Annotated in this window: 19 protein-coding genes; 11 read left to right on the forward strand and 8 right to left on the reverse strand. The window is 69.0% G+C overall.

The annotated features are described in order from the left end of the window. Window positions 1-8: 8 nt before the first annotated feature. Window positions 9-1,595: a long-chain-fatty-acid--CoA ligase gene (locus ACFWIW_RS05275; RefSeq protein WP_378367248.1), complete on the reverse strand. Its 1,587-nt coding sequence runs from the start codon at window positions 1,593-1,595 to the stop codon at window positions 9-11. A 158-nt stretch (window positions 1,596-1,753) separates the two neighbouring features. On the opposite strand from ACFWIW_RS05275, the gene ACFWIW_RS05280 reads away from it, so the two are divergent. Then, window positions 1,754-2,917 carry a TetR/AcrR family transcriptional regulator gene (locus ACFWIW_RS05280; RefSeq protein WP_378367249.1) on the forward strand — a complete coding sequence of 388 codons (1,164 nt, stop codon included), beginning with the start codon at window positions 1,754-1,756 and terminating at the stop codon, window positions 2,915-2,917. Between the two features lie 66 nt (window positions 2,918-2,983). Next, window positions 2,984-4,087 carry an acyl-CoA dehydrogenase family protein gene (locus ACFWIW_RS05285; RefSeq protein WP_378367250.1) on the forward strand — a complete coding sequence of 368 codons (1,104 nt, stop codon included), beginning with the start codon at window positions 2,984-2,986 and terminating at the stop codon, window positions 4,085-4,087. Between the two features lie 6 nt (window positions 4,088-4,093). Here ACFWIW_RS05285 and ACFWIW_RS05290 read toward each other — a convergent pair whose 3' ends face one another. Further along, the gene (locus ACFWIW_RS05290; RefSeq protein ID WP_378367251.1) at window positions 4,094-5,314 is read right to left on the reverse strand and encodes an oxygenase MpaB family protein; all 1,221 of its coding nucleotides are present in this window, start codon (window positions 5,312-5,314) and stop codon (window positions 4,094-4,096) included. A 139-nt stretch (window positions 5,315-5,453) separates the two neighbouring features. Between ACFWIW_RS05290 and ACFWIW_RS05295 the strand changes: the two genes are divergently transcribed. Continuing rightward, window positions 5,454-6,095 carry a TetR/AcrR family transcriptional regulator gene (locus tag ACFWIW_RS05295; protein ID WP_378367252.1) on the forward strand — a complete coding sequence of 214 codons (642 nt, stop codon included), beginning with the start codon at window positions 5,454-5,456 and terminating at the stop codon, window positions 6,093-6,095. Window positions 6,096-6,097: 2 nt separating this feature from the next. Here ACFWIW_RS05295 and ACFWIW_RS05300 read toward each other — a convergent pair whose 3' ends face one another. Next, window positions 6,098-6,859: an IclR family transcriptional regulator gene (locus tag ACFWIW_RS05300; protein ID WP_378367253.1), complete on the reverse strand. Its 762-nt coding sequence runs from the start codon at window positions 6,857-6,859 to the stop codon at window positions 6,098-6,100. A 64-nt stretch (window positions 6,860-6,923) separates the two neighbouring features. On the opposite strand from ACFWIW_RS05300, the gene ACFWIW_RS05305 reads away from it, so the two are divergent. Genes ACFWIW_RS05305 through ACFWIW_RS05330 form a run of 6 tightly spaced genes read left to right on the forward strand, consistent with a single transcriptional unit; the run spans window position 6,924 to window position 11,918 of the window. Continuing rightward, a complete protein-coding gene (locus ACFWIW_RS05305) occupies window positions 6,924-7,886 on the forward strand; it encodes a 2-dehydro-3-deoxygalactonokinase (protein ID WP_378367254.1) in 963 nt (320 codons plus the stop codon). Between the two features lie 4 nt (window positions 7,887-7,890). Then, window positions 7,891-8,487: a 2-dehydro-3-deoxy-6-phosphogalactonate aldolase gene (locus ACFWIW_RS05310; protein ID WP_378367255.1), complete on the forward strand. Its 597-nt coding sequence runs from the start codon at window positions 7,891-7,893 to the stop codon at window positions 8,485-8,487. A 10-nt stretch (window positions 8,488-8,497) separates the two neighbouring features. Continuing rightward, a complete protein-coding gene (gene dgoD / locus ACFWIW_RS05315) occupies window positions 8,498-9,646 on the forward strand; it encodes a galactonate dehydratase (RefSeq protein WP_378367256.1) in 1,149 nt (382 codons plus the stop codon). A 5-nt stretch (window positions 9,647-9,651) separates the two neighbouring features. Then, the gene (locus ACFWIW_RS05320; protein ID WP_378367257.1) at window positions 9,652-10,983 is read left to right on the forward strand and encodes an MFS transporter; all 1,332 of its coding nucleotides are present in this window, start codon (window positions 9,652-9,654) and stop codon (window positions 10,981-10,983) included. Window positions 10,984-11,016: 33 nt separating this feature from the next. Continuing rightward, window positions 11,017-11,487 (forward strand): carboxymuconolactone decarboxylase family protein, encoded by a 471-nt coding sequence (locus ACFWIW_RS05325; protein ID WP_378367258.1) that lies wholly within the window; start codon window positions 11,017-11,019, stop codon window positions 11,485-11,487. Continuing rightward, entirely contained in the window at window positions 11,484-11,918 is a 435-nt protein-coding gene (locus ACFWIW_RS05330) for an ester cyclase (RefSeq protein ID WP_378367259.1), read from the forward strand. Before ACFWIW_RS05325 ends, ACFWIW_RS05330 begins: the two co-directional genes overlap by 4 nt. 3 nt (window positions 11,919-11,921) lie before the next feature. On the opposite strand, the gene sigJ is transcribed toward ACFWIW_RS05330, so the two are convergent. From sigJ to ACFWIW_RS05350, 4 genes are all read right to left on the reverse strand, one after another. After that, on the reverse strand, window positions 11,922-12,833 hold the full coding sequence (gene sigJ / locus ACFWIW_RS05335; protein WP_378367260.1) for an RNA polymerase sigma factor SigJ: 912 nt from the start codon (window positions 12,831-12,833) through the stop codon (window positions 11,922-11,924). 86 nt (window positions 12,834-12,919) lie between these two features. Then, window positions 12,920-13,738: a hypothetical protein gene (locus ACFWIW_RS05340; protein WP_378367261.1), complete on the reverse strand. Its 819-nt coding sequence runs from the start codon at window positions 13,736-13,738 to the stop codon at window positions 12,920-12,922. 101 nt (window positions 13,739-13,839) lie between these two features. Beyond that, the gene (locus ACFWIW_RS05345; RefSeq protein WP_378367262.1) at window positions 13,840-14,415 is read right to left on the reverse strand and encodes an ankyrin repeat domain-containing protein; all 576 of its coding nucleotides are present in this window, start codon (window positions 14,413-14,415) and stop codon (window positions 13,840-13,842) included. 149 nt (window positions 14,416-14,564) lie between these two features. Beyond that, window positions 14,565-15,113: a heme-binding protein gene (locus tag ACFWIW_RS05350; protein WP_240593469.1), complete on the reverse strand. Its 549-nt coding sequence runs from the start codon at window positions 15,111-15,113 to the stop codon at window positions 14,565-14,567. A gap of 187 nt (window positions 15,114-15,300) precedes the next feature. On the opposite strand from ACFWIW_RS05350, the gene ACFWIW_RS05355 reads away from it, so the two are divergent. Together ACFWIW_RS05355 and ACFWIW_RS05360 are read left to right on the forward strand one after the other, a co-directional pair. After that, window positions 15,301-16,470 carry a sensor histidine kinase gene (locus ACFWIW_RS05355; protein ID WP_378367263.1) on the forward strand — a complete coding sequence of 390 codons (1,170 nt, stop codon included), beginning with the start codon at window positions 15,301-15,303 and terminating at the stop codon, window positions 16,468-16,470. Continuing rightward, window positions 16,467-17,093 (forward strand): response regulator, encoded by a 627-nt coding sequence (locus tag ACFWIW_RS05360; protein ID WP_378367264.1) that lies wholly within the window; start codon window positions 16,467-16,469, stop codon window positions 17,091-17,093. Before ACFWIW_RS05355 ends, ACFWIW_RS05360 begins: the two co-directional genes overlap by 4 nt. Window positions 17,094-17,179: 86 nt before the next feature. Here the strand turns inward: ACFWIW_RS05360 and ACFWIW_RS05365 are convergent, their stop codons facing one another. Next, entirely contained in the window at window positions 17,180-18,238 is a 1,059-nt protein-coding gene (locus tag ACFWIW_RS05365; RefSeq protein ID WP_378367265.1) for an aldo/keto reductase, read from the reverse strand. Window positions 18,239-18,278: the final 40 nt, after the last annotated feature.

The raw sequence follows: 18,278 nt of genomic DNA on the forward strand, positions 1-18,278 counted from the left end.
TTACTTACCTAACTTCCTTGGTAGGTTCCGATGAGTGATTCGTTTTCATCCAGGTCGCGAAGCGCACCTTTGACCACTTTCCCGCCCGCGTTGCGCGGAAGTTCGGGGACCACAATGAGATCCTTGGGCATCTTGAAAGACGCGAGCCTGCCGTCGAGGAATTCGACCAGTTCGGCCAACGACGGTTCGGTGTCCGGCGCCGCGGTGACGAAAGCGACCGGTACCTGGCCCCAGCGCTCGTCGGGCCTGCCGATCACGGCGACCTCCCGGACCGACGGATGCGCGGAGATCGCGTTCTCCAATTCGGCGCAGTAGATGTTTTCGCCGCCGCTGATGATCATGTCCTTCTTGCGGTCGACCACCCAGATGAAACCGTCTTCGTCCTGCGAGACCAGATCGCCGGAATGGAACCAGCCGCCGGAAAAGGCTTCCGCGGTCTCCTGCGGTTTCCTCCAATAGCCCTTGGTCACCGTTGGCCCGCGGTAGACGATCTCGCCCACTTCGCCGGGCGCGACGTCGTTCATGTCGTCGTCCACGACGCGGTATTGCAGGGTCGGGATCGGTTTGCCGACGGAGCCGAGTTTGCGCGTCGAGTCCTCGCCGCTGAGCACGCAGGTGATCGGGGAGGTCTCGGTCTGGCCGAACACGGCCACGTTGAGCGCGCCGGGGAATTTCTCGGCCATGGCGAGCAGTGTCGCCTTCGTCGCGGGAGCCGCGCCCCAGCTGATGATCCGCAGTTTCAGCTTCCGTTCGGCGATATCGGGCTGGGCGCAGATCAGGTCCCACTGCTGGGGGACGTTGAACACCACGGTGGCGCCCTCGCGTTCGTACGCGTCGAGCACCGCGCGCGGATCGAAGGCACCCAGCGGGTGGATCACGACCACCCCGCCGACCAGGAAGTTCGCCACGATCGAACCCAGGCCCGCGATGTGGAAGAAGGGCGCGGTCAGGAAGGCGACGTCGCTGTCGTCGAAGATCTTCAGCGCCTGGATGCAGGTGATCGCCTGCATCTGCAGGTTGCGATGGGACAGCATCACCCCTTTCGGCCTGCCGGTGGTGCCCGAGGTGTACATGATCAGCGCCGTCGATTCCTCACCGACGTCGGGCAGGTCCATCGGCTCGTGCGCGGTCAGGAATTCCTCGTACCCCGTGCGGCCTTCGGCGTCGTCCGGTTCGCCGATGACGAGCACCGTCGGAATCGACGCGGCGTTCGGCGCGGCGTCGAGCAGCGGGAGCAGCCGCGCGTCGACGACGACGGCGGACGGCGTGCAGTCGGCCAGGATGTAGTCGAGCTCCGCCGGAGCGAGCCGGAAACTGAGCGGGACGGCCATCGCGCCCAGGCTGTTCGCCGCGAACACGGTCTCCACGAACCACGGGTGGTTCAAGGTCAGCGTGGCCACGCGATCGCCTTCGGTGACGCCTCGCGCGGCGAGGGCGGCGGCCAAGCGCAACGACCGTTGGGAGAGCTCCGACCAGGTCGTCGTCTCGCCGAGGTACCGCAGTGCGGGCTTGTCCGGTCGCATCATCGCGTGCGTCGCGGCGTGCGCCATCCAGTGGTGCCGGAAGGACGAGGCGGGAGCCGAAGCGGTCGACATTGGCCATCCTCAGGTGTCGGAACGGGACCTCTCGCGTGGCCAGTATGCATGCCAAGCCGCCGGTTGAGAAGCGATAAGTTAATCGAAAATCACATCGCGACGCCGACCTGCCCGCCGGTTTCCCCTGGTGGTGATCCGGTTCGTGGTTGACTTCCCGCATGGTCCTGTCCTCGCGCACGGCCGCCCGGCCGCGCAACCGCAAACAGCAGATCGTCGACGCGGCCGGGCGGATCTTCAGCGAGCACGGCTACCACGCGGCGTCGATGGAGGAGATCGCCGCCGACGTCGGCATCACCGCGGCGGCGCTGTACCGGCACTTCCCGAACAAGTACGCGTTGTTCGCCGCGTGCGCGAACGTCATGGCCGACCGGCTCGCCGCCACGCTCGACGAGGTGGCGCCCGGCGCGCCGCTCGCGGACGTGCTCGCCGCCGTCACGCAGGGAACGGTCGCCCATCGCGCGTCGAGCGGCCTGTACCGCTGGGAATCCCGGTATCTCGAACGTGGGGACCGGCACTCGCTCGCGGTGAAGTTCGGGCAGGTGGTGGATCGGGTTGCCGAGGCCGTGCGGCGCGAGTACCCGCTTCCCGACGAGGGTTTGCGGGCCGTGGCCGCCCTCGGCGTGATCGGGTCGATCACGATGCATCGCACCTCGATCGCCCAGCGCAGGGTCGAAGAGGTGCTGGTCGAGGCCGCCCTGCGAGTGGCCGCGACCGATCCGGCGACGGGGGTCGGCGGCCCGCACGCCGTCGAGCTGCCCTCCAGTCCGGAGCCGCGCACCCGGCGTTCGGAGATCATCGCGGCGGCCATCCCGCTGTTCGAACGGGACGGATTCGCCAACGTCACGAACGGCCGGATCGCCGAAGCCGTCGGGCTGGTGCCGTCCGCGCTCTACCGGTACTTCCCGGGCAAGGCCGACATTCTCGCCGCCGCCTGCCTGCAGGCCGCGGGAATCCTGGCCGAGGCGGTGGAGCGGAACCTTCGCGGCGTCGACGGCCCGGGCGAAGCGCTGCTCGCGCTGGCGCGGACCTATGTGGCCTACAGCTTCGAGCACACCGCGCTCACCAGCGTCGCCAACGCCGAACTCGCGGGCCTGCCCGCGGCCCTGCAACGCCCTTTGGTCGGCGCGCAGCGCGAACACATCGCCGTCTGGGAACGGTATTTGCGCTCGGCGCGGCCGGAGCTCGACCAGCGTCAGGCGAGGGTGCTCGTGCACGCCGGCTTCGGCGTGGTGGTCGAAGCGGGACGGAGGTTTCGCTGGGAGGACGTCCCCGCCAATCGTGACGCGGTCAGCGCCTTGCTCGTCGGCGCCTTGGGGGTTTGACGCCGTTGATACGGTGATACGCGACTTGATACTGCGTATCATCCGGGTGGTTCGACGGGAGAAGAAATGCGACTCACCTCCGAGCAGAACGAATTCGCCGCGTCCGTGGCGGAGCTGTGCCGCCGCGAAGGTGGCGCCCGGGAAGCCCACGACGACGTGCTCTACCGCAAGATGGCCGCGCTGGGCTGGATCGGCGCCGGGCTGCCCGCCGAGTTCGGCGGGGCCGACGGCGGCATGGTCGACATCTGCGTCTTCCTGGAACAGACCGCCCGCGGGATGGCGCCAATCGGCGGTTTCACCACGTCGATCATCGTCGCCGAGGCGTATCGCAGGTTCGGCTCGCCCGAGCAGAAGAAGCTCGTCATCGGCGGCGTCGCGGAGGGCGAGGTCGCGTCGATCGCGATGTCCGAACCCGAAGCGGGATCGGACGTCGGCGCGCTGACCTGCCGGGCCGAACGCCGTGACGGCGGCTGGGTGATCAACGGCCAGAAGACCTGGTGCTCCAACGCGCATATCGCGACCACGATCCTGCTCGTGGCCAGGACGTCGTCCGAGGGTGGCAAACACGACGGCCTCACGATGTTCCACGTCCCCGCCGACAGCGCCGGGCTCACCATCAAGGGCATCGAGACCTTGGGCGGGAGCGACGTCAACGACCTGTACTTCACCGACTGCGTGCTGCCCGCGGACGCCGTGGTCGGCAAGGTGGGGGAGGGCTGGCGGCAGCTGATGGCTGGGCTGAACCTGGAACGGCTGATCCTCGCCGCCGGAATGCTGGGAACCGCGCAGCGCGCCTTCGACGACACGCTCGCCTACGTTCGCGAGCGCCGCCAGTTCGGCAAGCCGATCGGGACCTTCCAGGCCATCCGGCACCGGCTCGCCGACCTGGCGACGGAGATCGAGTGCTGCCGCCTGCTGGTGTACCGGGTCGCGGAGCTCGTCGACGAAGACCCCGAACGGCTGCTGCCCAGGGAAGCGTCGATGGCGAAGCTCAAGGTGACCGAGACGGCGAAAAAGGTCGCGCTGGAAGGCATGCAGATGATGGGCGGCTACGGCCACGCGATGGAATTCGACATGCAGCGGCATGTGCGGGCCACGCTGGTGTCCACTGTGTACGGTGGAACCAGCGAGATCCAGCGCGACATCATCGGCAAGACCTACGGCCTCTGAACACTGTCAGGACGGGCGGTTGGCGTCCGGGATCTCGATGCTGATGGGCCGCAGTTCGGACAGGTACAGCAAAGCGGCTTTGCGAAGGAACTCGTCGAACAGCCAATAGACCTGCGGCGCCGCCGGGAAGGGCAGCAGTCCTTCCCGCACGGCGACGAAAGGCCCCCACGCCGTGCGGAGAAGCGGATCCCAGATCGGCTCACGCGGGATCTTCAGCCAGTCCGCGATCCGGTCGCCGAGCAGGAACCGGGTGAACGCGCCGAGGATGGGCTTGCTGAGGACGCCGGCGTCGACGGCCGAGCCCAGGCCCAGAAGGATGTCGGCCAGTTTGATGCCTTCCGGTGTGGCCGCCAGGATCGGGGTCAGCACCTGGGCCGCCTGTGCGTCCGCCTCGGCCCACGACGCCGGAAGATATTCGTCCGCGATGCCGAGCAGATGCCCGCCGAGCTGCCACGAATGCAGGAACGCCTCCGACTCGTGCGCCGGGATGGGGACCTTCCACGCGGCGAGTTTCTGCATCACGGTCGTGGGAAGGCTGTGCCAGGTGACCATCATGTCGGCCTGGCTGATCGGGATCCGTTCGTCGGCGACCGCGTCCCAATACGGCGACCGGGGCAGGAGATGACGCACGGCCGCGTGCACGAGCCGGGTCTTCACGCACGTCACGATCATTTCGCCGTCGGGCGCGTAGGCGTTGCGGGTGCCGATGTCGTAGCCGAGTTTGGCGGTCTTGGAGATGCGGTCCTTCATGTCCGCGCCGCCCTTCGAGTAGTAGACCGCGCGCGCCTCCTTGGGGATGACCGTGCTCATCATGCCGCTGGCGAAACCGTAGAGGACGCCGAGATACAGGCCGCGTTTCTCGTTGAACTCGTACGCGGTGGCCAGTTTGCGCTGATCGGCCCAGGACGGCAGCCGCCGGGCCCGTTCCATGAAGTCGCGCAGATCCGATGGCAGGTCGTCGGGGAGCGGCTGGCCGTTCTTCTTCCAGGTGCGCAAAAGCGCGTTCACCTTCGGCACGTCGCCCCGGAGGATCAGCGAGGCGACCAGGGTGTCGGCCTCCGGATCCCAGACCCAGCGCGGATCGGCCCCCGTTCCGGTGCCCGCCACCGAACCCGTGGCGGACCACGTCCATGGCACCGCCTGTGCGGGAGTCGCGATGCTCAACGCGCCGAGCGCGCCGAGTGCCCCTCCGGCCTTCAAAACGCCACGCCTGCCGTGTTCGTCCATGTCGCCGTTCCTCCGCGTCGAGTCGGCCGAGCTCTGATACGATGAAACACGCTGCGAACCTGCGTATCACCATGAGAGCACGGCGGCCCGGGACTCCACAAGGCCTGACCGCAAGGCACAATCGGGTGCGGAGGTGGCCATGGAACCGTCGGAGTCCTTGCTGGAGCTGGCGTACTCGGACGCCGTCGAGCGGGTCGACGAGACGGACGAGACGCGGACGCGGATCCTCGACGCGGCGTACACCCAGTTCGCCAAGACCGGCATCCAACGGTCCACAATGGAGGATGTCGCCCGGCGCGCCGGGGTTTCCCGTATCACGGTCTACCGGCGGTTCCCCGGTAAGGACGTCCTGGTCGAGCAGGTGGTGCGGCGGGAATTCCGGCGATACTTCGACCGGTTCCTCGCCGACATCGAGCAAGCGGACACCGTCGCCGAACGCGTGGTGCTGGGCTTCGTGAGCTCGCTGCGGGCGATCCGCGGCAACCCGCTGATCGGCGGGCTGCTCGACGTCGAGCCGGATCTCCTCATGGCGTCCATGATCGGCGACGGCGGCCGCACCCTCGCCACTGTCCGTGCCTTCGTCGCGGGCCAGCTCAAGCAGGAGCAGGCGGCGGGCAACGTCTCCCGGAAACTGGATATCGATCTCGCGGCCGAGCTGATGGTGCGGGTCTCGACCTCGTTCCTGGTGATCCCCAGCCAGGTGGTCGACGTCGACGACGACGAGCAGCTCGCCGACGTGGCGAGGCGGTTCCTCGTGCCCTTGCTGGAGCTGCGGGACTGACGTCAGGGCTCGCGGTGGCCGAGGCCGGCGGAGACCTGCCGTGCCGCGCGGCCGACGACGCGGTTCAGTCCGCGCATCCGGGCGGCGGGCATGTACGGCCGGGTCGCCGAAACGCTGATGGCCCCGGCGATCGCGCCGGTGGCGTCCCGGATCGGCGCTGCGACACAGCGGATCCCCGGTTCGTTGTCCTCCAGGTCCATCGCCACCCCGGACTCCGCGTACTCGCGCATACGCGACAGGAACGCGTCGACGTCCTCCGGGCGCACCCTGCCGGGTTCCGCGGGCGTTTCGGCCAGGTACAGCTCCCGCCATTCCGGCGCGGAGTCCAGCAACAGCGCCATGCCGACACCGGTGCGGGTCAACGGCATCCGGTGCCCGATCCGGGAGCGCATCTCCGCGCCCCGTGAGCCCGGCAGCTTGTCCAGGTACAGCACCGAATCCCCGTCGCGGACGGCCAGGTGCACCGTGTCGCGCAGTTGCTCCGCCAGCTCCTCCAGCACCGGACGGGCGACCACCGGCAGCGGACTGCCGTGCAGGGCTTGGAAACCCAGCTCGATCAGGGTGGGCCCGAGTGCGTAGCCGTCCCGGCCGCTGCGCAGGTAGCCCTCGCTGACCAGCAGCTGGACCAGCCGGTGCGCGGTGCTGCGGCCCAGCCCGGTGTCCTCGACCAGGCCGCGGAGATCGGTCGCGCCGCCGGCGACCGCGCGGATCAGCGCGAGGCCGCGGGCGAGGGTCTGGGTACCGGGCGGTGCCGTGTCGGACATGCCGGAATCCTACATATAGGGACAGCGATCGCATTATCGGGAACGCGCCCGCACGATGTCGCTCGTGACCGACACCGAACCCGCCTTGATCGCGCTCGACTGGGGAACCTCCGGTCAGCGTGCCTGGCTGCTCGGCGCGGACGGCGGGATCCTGGCCGCCCGCAGCGCCGGGCGCGGACTGCTGACCACGACCGAGGACGTGGACCTCCATGACCCGCGAGCCAGGGCGGCCGCCTACGAGTCCGCTTTCCGGAAGACCTGCGGCGACTGGCTTTCGGCGTTCCCCGGGCTTCCCGCCCTCGCCGCCGGCATGGTGGGCAGCGCGCAGGGCTGGGCCGACTCCGGCTACCGCACCCTCCCGGCGAGGCTCGACTTCCCCTCGCTCGTCCCCGTGTCCCACCGCGACGGCGTGCTCCATCTCGTGCCGGGACTGCGGATCCCGTCCGGCGCGCATCCCGGCGACGTGATCCGCGGCGAGGAAACGCAACTGGTCGGCGTGCTCGAAGCGCTCGGCGATCCCGGTGGGCCGCTCACCGTGGTGCTCCCCGGTACGCACAGCAAATGGGTCCGCGTCGAGGACGGGCTCGTCACCGGATTCACCACCGCGATGACCGGCGAACTGTACGGATTGCTGATCACACACGGCATCCTCGCCCGCACGGCCGCCGACCCGGTCGCCGACGACGAGGCCTTCTCCCGGGGGCTCGCCGCGGGACGGCGTTCGCGCGGGCTCGCCACCGAGGCGTTCGGCGCCCGCCCGCTCGTGCTCGACGGCGTGCTGGAACCGGCGTCGCTGCCCGACTACCTCTCCGGCGTCCTGCTCGCCGACGAGGTCTCGCATCTGTTGCGTGACAACGACACCAGCGTGGTGCTGTGCGGGGCCGGCGAACTTTGCCGTCGTTACGCCGCCGCCCTCGCCGAACGGGGAGTGGAGGCCATCGTGCTGTCCGAAGAGGTCACCGCCCGAGGGCTGTGGCGGATCGCGACGGCCGCCGGACTGCTCGAAGACCGTCTGAAAGGACACTGAAACCGTGACCGGATTGATCGCGATCCTGCGCGGGGTGACCCCGGCCGAGGTCGTCGGCGTCGGCCGGGCGCTCGTCGACGCCGGATTCCCCGCCATCGAGGTGCCACTGAACTCTCCGGAACCGTTCGAAAGCGTCCGCCTGCTCGCCGACGCGTTCGGAGACCGGTGCGAGATCGGCGCGGGCACCGTGCTCACCACCGCAGACGTCGGCCGGGCGCGCGAGGCCGGGGCGCGGCTGATCGTGGCACCCAACACCGATCCCGCGGTGATCTCCGCCGCCGTGGCCGAGGGGATGACGCCGTACCCCGGCGTCGCCACGCCGACCGAGGCCTTCACCGCGCTGGCCGCGGGCGCCCGGTATCTCAAGCTGTTCCCCGCCGGCGCGGTCGGGATCGGGGGCATGAAGGCGTGGCGCGCCGTGCTGCCGCGCGAGGTCGGACTGCTGCCGGTCGGCGGGGTCGACGAAACGAACCTGGCGGCCTGGGCCGCCGCCGGGGCGGCCGGGGCGGGGCTGGGTTCCTGCCTCTACCGGCCGGGTGACACCGCGGACGCGGTCGGCGTCCGTGCCCGCGCACTTTCCGAGATCTGGCACCAGGAATAGGAAAAGAACCATGAAGATCGTGTCAATGACGACATACCAGGTGCCGCCGCGCTGGTCGTTCCTGAAGATCGAAACGGACGAGGGCGTCACCGGCTGGGGCGAACCGGTCCTGGAGGGCCGGGCCGCGTCGGTGGCCGCGACCGTCGAGGAGCTTTCCGACTACCTGATCGGCAAAGACCCCTCGCAGATCGAGGATCTGTGGACCGTCCTGTATCGCGGCGGGTTCTACCGGGGCGGTGGTCTCCACATGAGCGCGCTGGCCGGGATCGACCAGGCCCTGTGGGACATCAAGGGCAAGGCGCTCGGCGTCCCGGTGCACGAACTGCTCGGCGGCCGGGTGCGCGATCGGATCAAGGTGTACTCGTGGATCGGCGGCGACCGTCCCGCCGAGACCGCCCGTGCCGCGCGCGAGGTGGTGGACCGCGGGTTCAGCGCGGTGAAGATGAACGGGACCGAGGAACTGTCCTATCTGGACACCTGGGACAAGGTCGACCGCTGTGTGGCCAATGTGGACGCCGTGCGGCAGGCGGTGGGTCCGAACATCGGCATCGGGGTGGACTTCCACGGCCGCGTGCACAAGCCGATGGCCAAGGTACTGCTGCGCGAACTGGAACCGTACCGGCTGATGTTCGTCGAGGAGCCGGTGCTTTCCGAGCATGTCGACGGTTTCGCCGACGTCCTCCGCAACTCGCCGATCCCGATCGCGCTCGGCGAGCGGCTGTTCTCGCGATGGGATTTCAAGACCGTGCTGGCGTCGGGCGCCGTCGACATCATCCAGCCGGACCCGTCGCACTGCGGCGGCATCACCGAAGCGCGCAAGATCGCGCACATGGCCGAAGCGTACGACGTCGGCCTGGCGCTGCACTGCCCGCTCGGCCCGATCGCGCTGGCGGCCTGCCTGCAGATCGACGCGGGCTGCTACAACGCGACGATCCAGGAACAGAGCCTCGGCATCCACTACAACACGAGCAACGATCTCCTGGATTACCTGGCGGATCCGTCGGTGTTCGCCTACGACGAAGGTCAGGTCGTCATCCCCCGCGGGCCGGGGCTGGGCATCGAGATCAACGAGGAGTACGTCGCCGAACGCGCGGCCGAGGGCCATCGCTGGCGGAATCCGGTGTGGCGGCACGCCGACGGCTCGTTCGCGGAATGGTGAGCGCGATGACCACGACCGCCCAGGGTGCGGTGCGCCCGACCCGGTTCCGGGTGCTGATCGCGGTGATGCTGTTCGTCACCGTCGTCATCAACTATCTCGACCGCTCGAACCTGTCCATCGCGATGCCCGCGATCGCCGGCGAACTCGATCTGTCCAAAGCGGAACAAGGTATCCTCCTGTCGGCCTTCGGCTGGACCTATGCCGCGTTGCAGCTGCCCGGCGGCTGGCTGGTCGACAAGATCCCGCCGCGGCTGCTCTATCCGGCCTGCCTGATCCTGTGGTCGCTCGCGACGTTCTTCATGGGGATCATCGGCGGGTTCGTGGCGCTGATCGCGTTGCGGCTGATGGTCGGCGTCTTCGAGGCGCCCGCCTATCCGATCAACAGCAAGATCGCGACCGTCTGGTTCCCGGAACGCGAACGCGCCACGGCCATCGGCTTCTACACCTCGGGCCAGTTCATCGGCCTCGCGCTGCTGACGCCCGTGCTGTCCTGGCTGCAGACCGTGCTTTCGTGGCACTGGGTGTTCATCGCCACCGGTCTGGTCGGCATCCTCTGGGCCGTGCTCTGGTACGCGAAGTACCGCGAACCGCGCGACTCGCGGGCCAACGACGCGGAGGTGGAGCTGATCCGCTCCGGCGGTGGCCTGGTGGATCTGCCGCGTGAGCGCCCTGAGCGGGCGCGGATCACGCGGGCGGATCTGGCGACCGTGCTGGGCAGCCGGAAGCTGTGGGGAATCTACTTCGGACAGTTCTGCCTGACCTCGACGCTCTGGTTCTTCCTCACCTGGTTCCCGACGTATCTCGTCGAGTACCGGGAAATGGACTACATCAAGTCCGGCTTCCTGGCGTCGCTGCCCTTTATCGCGGCACTGGTCGGTGTGCTGGTTTCCGGTGTCCTGTCGGACTTCCTGGTGCGGCGCGGCGTTTCGCTCGGGGCGGCGCGGAAAGGCCCGATCATCGCCGGGCTGCTGCTGAGCACCGTGATGGTCACGGCCGGGTTCACCGACTCGACCGCGATGGTCATCGTGATCCTGTCCATCGCCTTCTTCGGCAACGGGCTCGCGTCGATCACCTGGTCGCTGGTCTCCGCGCTGGCGCCGCGGCGGCTGCTCGGGCTGACCGGCGGGATGTTCAACTTCATCGGGAACCTGTCGTCGATCGCCACGCCGATCGTCATCGGCCTGATCGTCACCGACGACAGTTTCGCGCCCGGCTTCGCCTACATGACCGTGATCACGGTGGCCGGGATCCTGTCGTACGTCTTCCTGGTCGGCAAGGTCGAGCGCGTGGCCGAGCGGACCCAGGCCTCACATTTCGCGCGGCCGCGTCGTCGGTAGGGCAGGAACATCCACTACCGCAAGGAGAACGCGATGAACGCCCGGCTCGACTACTTCGGCAACCCGGTCGGCGGAAAGTTCATGAGGACCATCGTCTCGGCAGGGAGGGGGCTGGCGGGCTCGCCGCTGCCGCTCACGATCCAGGAGCTGGTGCGGATGCGCGCGAGCCAGATCAACGGCTGCGCGGTGTGCCTGGACATCCACACCAAGGAAGCCGCCGCCGCGGGTGAAACGGACGTGCGGATCAACCTGGTCGCCGTCTGGCGTGAGGCGACGGTTTTCAGCGAGGCCGAACGTGCCGCGCTGGAGGTGACCGAGCAGGCCTGCCGCATGGCCGACGGCGGCGGAGTCACCGACGAGGCGTGGGCGAACGCCGCCAAGCATTTCGACGAGGACCAGCTCGCCGCGCTGGTGGCGGTGATCGCGCTGATCAACGCCTTCAACCGGGTGAACGCCATCGTCCAGAACCCCGGCGGCGACTACCGGGTGGGGCAGTTCGCATGACCACCACCGAGACGGCACGCAACCGGGCCGCGTTCAGCCGCTTCCACGAGGCGACCAACACCGGCGACCTCGACGTCATCGAGAAGACGATCGACGAGGTCGTCGCGCCGGACGTGATGTTCCACGCGCCGGTGCCGATGGAGACGACCGGAGCGCAGGCACTGAAACAAGTGTGGACGGTGCTGCTGCGCGCGTTCCCCGATCTGCGGGTCACGGCCGAGGACGTGCTCGCCGACGGGGACAGGATCGTCTGCCGGAACACGGTCACCGGCACCCACCGAGGTGAGTACCGAGGACTGCCCGCCACTGGGAAGACCGTTTCGTACAGCGAGATCTTCATCCTCCGCTTCGCCGGAGGGCGGGTCGCCGAGATCTGGGGTGTCGTGGACGTGCTCACCCAGCTCCGGCAACTCGGCGCCCTCGCGGCGTAGCGGTCAAGCTCCGGCCCAGGGACGGAGCTTCTCAGGATTCCGCATCCCCCAGATGTGCTGGATGCGGTCTCCGGCGACGTGGAACGCGAAGACGGCGACGGTCTGCTCGGCCTGCCGGAGCACGAGGCCGGGCCGGCCGTTGACGTCCCGCTCCACCAGCTCGAGACCGGACGTCAAGCGCGCCAACGTGATGAGATAGGAGGCGACCTCCTCGCTGCCGGCGAACGGATGCAATGCCGCCCTGACGACCCCGCCGCCATCGCTGGCCGCCTTGACATCGGGATCCAGGAGACCGATGAGCGCTTGGATGTCCTGGGTTTCCCAAGCCTTCTTGAATTGCCTGACGAGATCGGCCTGCGTCGCGACCGGGGCGGGCGCGACCCGCGTCGCACGAATGCGGCGTCGCGCGGAGGACGCCAGCTGGCGGCAGGCGGCGGGGCTGCGGCCGACGATCTCCGCGACCTCGGCGAAGGCGTAACGGAACACGTCGTGCAGGACGAACGCGACCCGCTCGGCCGGGGTCAGCGACTCGAGCACGACGAGGAACGCCATGTTGATCGACTCGTCGAGGGTGATCCGGTCGGCCGGGTCGTCGGCGGGCGGCCGCCCGGTCGTCCACTCGACGTGGCCCGGCAGCGGTTCGGGAAGCCACTCGCCGACATAGCGTTCCCTTCGCGCGCGTGCCGACCCGAGGAGGTCCAGGCAGATCCGGCTCGCGACCGTCGTCAGCCAGGCCCCGGGCGACTCGATCGCTTCCCGCTGCGTGGGGGACAGGGCGTACCAACGGGTGTAGGTCTCCTGCACCACGTCCTCGGCTTCGGAAAGGGAACCGATCAGGCGATACGCGAGCCCGATCAGCTGGCGCCGCTCACTGACGATCGCTTTGAGTCCCGCGTCGAGCGTCGGTTCGTTCATGGGTTTCGCCCCCCTGGTCGCGTGTGGTGTCCCGGGTACGACGAGACACCGGCGCCGGATGTGAGGTCACCTCCGGCGCCGGCGGCCTACGCGGTCGCCGCGCGGGGGAAGTCCTTGCGCTTGATCTTGGCCCGGCGGCCGTCCGGATGGTGGAAGACGACGCCCTCGGCCACGTGCCCAGGCGAGAACCGGCTGTCCAGAGTGTCGAGGAAGTCCCGGAGTTCGTGGTAGCTGCGGGGCACCTCGGGCAACGTCGGCGCCTGGAGATCGAACGGGACGCACCGGTGCTCCTCCAGCCCGAGGGGATTGCCCTGGATGCGAGGTCCGAGCGCCTCACTCGGATGCTCCCCGTCCGGCCACCCGGACACGTCGGTGTTCCCGGCCGCCGCGAGGATCCACTTGTCGTCGGCGGATCCGCTGTCGGTGTCCACGTACCAGCCGTCCACGATGCCCTGCTGCTTCTGCGCTTTGCTCGGGTTGCGGCGCTTCTCGACCCGGACCAGCTGTCCCGCGCGCACGGTCAGCCGGACGTTGGTGCCGTCGAGCTTCTCGGTCCCCACCCCGGCGCCGTCGAATACCCAGGCGCACTCGGCGCGAGGCCGGTCGACGACGTGAAAACGTTCGTCGCGCTCGAAAAGCGTGGGGATCTTCTCCATGACTGTCTTCCCTTTCACGACGTGCCCGATGAGTTCCTCAGGAGTGATGGCGCCGACGGTCAGACCGCCGGCGAGTGCCCGTATCAGCTCCGCCACGGAAACGTCGGCTTCGACCGCCACGTGCTTCAGCGCCTTCTTCTCCTCGGGGGAGATCCAGGCGACCAGCCGTGACCATCCTTCGGGAGGCGTCCATCGGGCCAGCGTCGCGGGATCCTTGCGCGGCCTGCCCCGTCCTCGTGCCTGCTCCACGGCCGAACCGTAGCCAGCCGTGGAGCCTTGTGTCAATTGGCATAACAGAAAATAATCGCGAGGTGAGGGTCTTGATCGGAGAAGGTTGCGAACCGCCGGAGTCAGCGCGCCCCGGCTTCTTCGAGGATCCGGGCGACGGCCGTCTGACCCTTGGTCCGGGCGTGCGCCAGGGGAGTGACGCCCTGCTTGTCGGCGAGGTTCACATCGACGCCCGCGGCGACGAGCGCCCGGACCACCTCCTGATGGCGCGGCCCGCCGTCGCCGAGGACGACCGCTTCCAGCAGCGCGGTCCAGCCGAGATCGTTCACATGGTCGACGTCGATCCCGCTGCCTGCCACCAGCCGCACGTACTCGGCGTGCCCGCGTTCGGAGGCGGGGATCAGCGAGACACCGCCGTACCGGTTGGTGATGGTCAGGTCCGGCTTGGCCGCCAGCAGCAGTTTCGCCATCGGGACGCTGCCGGTGACCCCGGTGACCAGCCACGGTGTGTCGTGCCTGCCGTCGAGCGCGTTCGGGTCGGCGCCCGCCTTGACGAGGATCTCGGCGACCTCGAGCCGGTTCTCGGTGACGGCGACGAGCAGCGGGGTCCGGCCGCGATCGTCACGGGTCTCCAGGTCGGCGCCGGCGTCGACGGCCTGCCGGACTCGGTTCGCGTCGGCTTCGAAGAGCTGGCTCACGGGGACTCCTTGGCGGGGTGGCTGGGACGACACGGGCGGCGGGGTGGTGGTACCCGGTGCCGCCGGGGGTGGTGCGCTCGGTGCCTGCGGGGAGCAGGCACCGAGCACGAGGGCGGCGAGCAGAGCCACGATCGCCCGCTCACCGATCATCAGCGAAGTTCCCCGATGGCGCGCAGGCCCGCCGCGGCGAACTTCTCGTCGAGGTCGCCGCTGGGCGCGCCGCCGACGCCGATCCCGGCGATCGGACCGCCGTTCGCGGCGACCGGCACACCGCCGCCGAGGAAGAGCGTGCCGGGGATGTCGCGGATGGTCGGACCGTCGCCCTGCGCGTTCTTGGCCAGCGCGGAGGTCGGCTGTCCGAAGGAGACCGCGGTGAAGGCCTTGCGCTTGGCGGACTCTTCCGTCTGCGGCCCGGCGCCATCGCCCTTGAGCAGGACGCGGACGTCGCCCGACCGGTCGATCACGGCCACGGTGACCCGCTGACCCTCCTTCTCGGCCGCGTCCAGCGCGGCCTGCGCGGCACGGGTGGCGGCGTCGACGCCGAGCACACTGGTCTGCACCACGGCCTGAGCGGCGGGCGGCTGCGGCTTGCGGTCCTGTTGTGCCTGCGCCGCGCCCACGCCGGTGGCCAGCGCGACGGTCGCGAGACCGGCCGTCATACCCAGGACGAGACGAGTGCGGGGGAGCTTGGCGTTCATCGGATTTCCTTTGCGGTGTGGGGGTGTTTCGTTCTCCCTCGACTTTCCCGCCTGGCGGGCCGCGGCGAATCGGGAGAGTGGCCATCGATCGGACGCCGAGCGGTCGGTGCGGGCATCAACCGAACGATTGATGCGGAGCACCCAGCCTCCGCGCATACGATCATCGGCGAGGAAGGGAGGGGCCGGAATGAAACCGCATCTCGGAGGGGCGACACGGCTGAACGCCGCGATGCACGCCGGGTTCTTCCTGCTGCTCGCCGCGTCCGTGGCCCGGTTCGTCGCGGGGCACGGATTGAGCGGTGCCACCCCGCTGATCCTCGTGCTCACCGGCGCGCTCGCGCTGGTCTACGTGGCGGGCGTGCTGAGCTGGGAGGCGCTCGACCGGTGGCGTCCGGTGTGGCTGACGGCGGTGATCGCGGTCTGGCTGGCGCTGGTGGTGGCCGCGCCGAGTTTCGCCTGGTGCGCCGTGCCGTTGTTCTTCGTCTGCCTGCAGATGTTGCGCCCCCGGATGATGATCGCGGTGGTCCTCCTCCTGACCGTCGCGACCATCCTCGCCCAGCTGCGGATCGCGGACGGGTTCGATCCGAGCATCGTGCTCGCGCCCATCGCGGTCGCGCTGATGGCCACGATGACGTTCCTGCAACTCGACCGGGACCGGCTGGAACTGAGCCAGACCGTCGGGGAACTCCTGCGCACCAGGATCGACCTCGCGCAGAGCCAGCGAGCGGCCGGGATGGTGGAGGAACGGGAACGATTGGCGCGAGAGATCCATGACGTCCTCGCGCAAGGGCTGTCGAGTATGCGGATGCTGCTGCAGGCGGCGCAGCGATCGTGGGACACGGATCCGGAACTGGCCAAAGCCCACGTGTCCCGCGCCGTCGACGCGGCGGGGGACAACCTCGACGAAGCACGCCGGTTCGTCAAAGGCCTCGGGTCGCCGCGGCTCGAGGCCACCGACCTCGGCGAGACCCTGAGAGCGCTCGCCGAGCAGGTCACGTTCGCCACAACGCACCCGGTGCGTTTCGAGACCAGTGGCGATCCGTATCCCCTGGCGCCCGAGGTGGAGGCAGGTCTGCTCCGGGTCGCGCAGAGTGCGCTGGCGAACGTCAGCGAGCACGCCAGGGCGACGAAGGCCGCCGTCACGCTGACCTACCTGGCCGACAAGGTGGTCCTCGACATCCGCGACGACGGTGTCGGCTTCGACCCGGATTCGCCCCGCGCGAGCGGATTGCGGGGAAACGGGCTGCGGATGCTCGGTGAGCGGGTCGCCGAACTCGGTGGTGAGATGGTCGTCGAGAGCGCGCCGGGAGAGGGCACCGCGGTCGCCGTCGCCGTGCCGACCGGGGAGGTTCGATGACGGTCCAGGTGCTGATCGTCGACGATCACCCGGTGGTGCGGGCCGGTATCGCCGCGTTGCTGGCAGGCGAGCCTGGCTTCGAGGTGATCGGCGAGTGCGCGAGCGCCGACGAGGCCGTGCGGTTCGCGACCGCCCGCAGGCCGGACGTCGTGCTGATGGACCTGCAGCTCGGCGATGGCCCGGACGGCGTGAGCGCCACCGAACGCCTGACCGCCCTGCCCGATCCGCCGAAGGTACTGGTGCTCACCACCTACGACGCCGACCTGGACATCACCAGGGCGGTGGCCGCCGGCGCCACCGGCTACCTGCTCAAGGCGGGACCGCCCGAGGATCTTTTCAAGGGCATCCACGCGGCCGCGCGTGGAGAGACCGCGTTGGCGCCGCAGGTCGCGGCCCGGCTCTTCGGGCAGATGCGGGCCCCGGCGCCCGCGCTGAGCCCTCGTGAGACCGAGATCGTGCAGTTGGTGGCGGAAGGGTTGACCAACCGGCAGATCGCCGCCCGCCTGTTCATCTCCGAAGCCACGGTGAAAACACACCTCGTCCACATCTACGACAAACTCGGCGTCGACAGCCGTGCCGGTGCGGTGGCCGTCGCCACGGAACGGAGGATCATCCGCAACTGAAGGCGGTGCCCGCGGTGCTCGCCCCACGGCGCTGGTCGTGAGTGTTCGGGCCCGGCGACCACGAACACTCACGACCGCGACGAGGGTCAGCGGCGTGGTTCGATCGTCATGTCGCCGCGGGTGAACGCGAGGGTCGAGTCCTTGGCGAGGGTGTCGTGCGGGAAGCCGAGTTCGATCGCGGAGGCTTCGCCGAGGCGGGCCAGGTGCGAAGCGGTGAATTCGACTTCAAGCGCCCCGAGGTTGTCCTCCAGTTGCTCGGTGGTGCGGGCGCCGATGATCGGTGACGTCACGCCCGGGTTCCGCAGGGTCCAGGCCAGACCGATCTGGGCGGGGGTGTGGCCGAGTTCGGCGGCGACCTCCTTCACGACGTCCACGATGGCGAAGTTGCGTTCGGTGAGCGTGCCCAAGGCGAGGTTGAAGTCCTTGCGGGTGCCGTCCTTGGACGGCGTCGCGGACATGTCGTCCCGGCTGTACTTCCCGGTGAGCACCCCGCCTGCCAGCGGCGACCACGGGATCACGCCCAGTCCCATCTCGCGGGCCATGGGGATCAGGTCACGTTCCCCGGTGCGCTCGATCAGGTTGTACTCGATCTGCAGCGCGATCAGTGGCGACCAGCCGCGCAGGTCGGCGATCGCCTGCATACGCGACACCTCCCAGGCCGGCGTGTTGGAGATCCCCACGTACAGCACCTTGCCCTGCCGGACCAGATCGTCCATCCCGCGCAGGATCTCCTCGACCGGCGTCGTGAAATCCCACAGGTGCAGATAAAGCAGGTCGATGTAGTCCGTGTTCAGTTGCCGCAGACTGGCTTCGACCGACGCGAACAGGCTCTTGCGCTGGCCGCCCCCGGAATTCGGGTCGCCGGGGCGGCGCAGGTTCGTGTACTTCGTCGCCAGCACGAGGCTTTCGCGGCGGTCGCGGGCGAATTCGCCCAGCAGCCGCTCGGAGCTGCCGTTCGTGTAGGTGTTGGCGGTGTCGATGAAGTTGCCGCCGCGTTCGACGTAGCGGTCGAACAGCTTGCGTGCCTCGTCCTGCTCGGCGCCCCAGCCCCATTCCGTGCCGAAGGTCGCCGCGCCCAGGGCCAGCGGGGAAACCCGCAGCCCGGACCGGCCCAGCAGCCGATAGGTGTCGAGGGTGAGCGACATCGGGTCCTCCTGTGCTCGTGTTCCGTTGCCGAAGCCGAGT

The organism is Amycolatopsis sp. NPDC058340 (assembly GCF_042723975.1).
In the GTDB taxonomy this organism is placed as follows: Bacteria; Actinomycetota; Actinomycetes; order Mycobacteriales; family Pseudonocardiaceae; genus Amycolatopsis.

What these genes read in the sequence shown, in the direction of transcription:
- ACFWIW_RS05330 (WP_378367259.1), top strand. Translation starts at nt 11,484, where the DNA reads ATGACCACCACCGAGACGGCACGCAACCGGGCCGCGTTCAGCCGCTTC.
- ACFWIW_RS05285 (WP_378367250.1), top strand. Translation starts at nt 2,984, where the DNA reads ATGCGACTCACCTCCGAGCAGAACGAATTCGCCGCGTCCGTGGCGGAG.
- ACFWIW_RS05350 (WP_240593469.1), bottom strand. Translation starts at nt 15,113, where the DNA reads ATGAACGCCAAGCTCCCCCGCACTCGTCTCGTCCTGGGTATGACGGCC.
- ACFWIW_RS05325 (WP_378367258.1), top strand. Translation starts at nt 11,017, where the DNA reads ATGAACGCCCGGCTCGACTACTTCGGCAACCCGGTCGGCGGAAAGTTC.
- dgoD (WP_378367256.1), top strand. Translation starts at nt 8,498, where the DNA reads ATGAAGATCGTGTCAATGACGACATACCAGGTGCCGCCGCGCTGGTCG.
- ACFWIW_RS05280 (WP_378367249.1), top strand. Translation starts at nt 1,754, where the DNA reads ATGGTCCTGTCCTCGCGCACGGCCGCCCGGCCGCGCAACCGCAAACAG.
- ACFWIW_RS05365 (WP_378367265.1), bottom strand. Translation starts at nt 18,238, where the DNA reads ATGTCGCTCACCCTCGACACCTATCGGCTGCTGGGCCGGTCCGGGCTG.
- ACFWIW_RS05290 (WP_378367251.1), bottom strand. Translation starts at nt 5,314, where the DNA reads ATGGACGAACACGGCAGGCGTGGCGTTTTGAAGGCCGGAGGGGCACTC.
- ACFWIW_RS05275 (WP_378367248.1), bottom strand. Translation starts at nt 1,595, where the DNA reads ATGTCGACCGCTTCGGCTCCCGCCTCGTCCTTCCGGCACCACTGGATG.
- sigJ (WP_378367260.1), bottom strand. Translation starts at nt 12,833, where the DNA reads ATGAACGAACCGACGCTCGACGCGGGACTCAAAGCGATCGTCAGTGAG.
- ACFWIW_RS05300 (WP_378367253.1), bottom strand. Translation starts at nt 6,859, where the DNA reads ATGTCCGACACGGCACCGCCCGGTACCCAGACCCTCGCCCGCGGCCTC.
- ACFWIW_RS05320 (WP_378367257.1), top strand. Translation starts at nt 9,652, where the DNA reads ATGACCACGACCGCCCAGGGTGCGGTGCGCCCGACCCGGTTCCGGGTG.
- ACFWIW_RS05295 (WP_378367252.1), top strand. Translation starts at nt 5,454, where the DNA reads ATGGAACCGTCGGAGTCCTTGCTGGAGCTGGCGTACTCGGACGCCGTC.
- ACFWIW_RS05355 (WP_378367263.1), top strand. Translation starts at nt 15,301, where the DNA reads ATGAAACCGCATCTCGGAGGGGCGACACGGCTGAACGCCGCGATGCAC.
- ACFWIW_RS05360 (WP_378367264.1), top strand. Translation starts at nt 16,467, where the DNA reads ATGACGGTCCAGGTGCTGATCGTCGACGATCACCCGGTGGTGCGGGCC.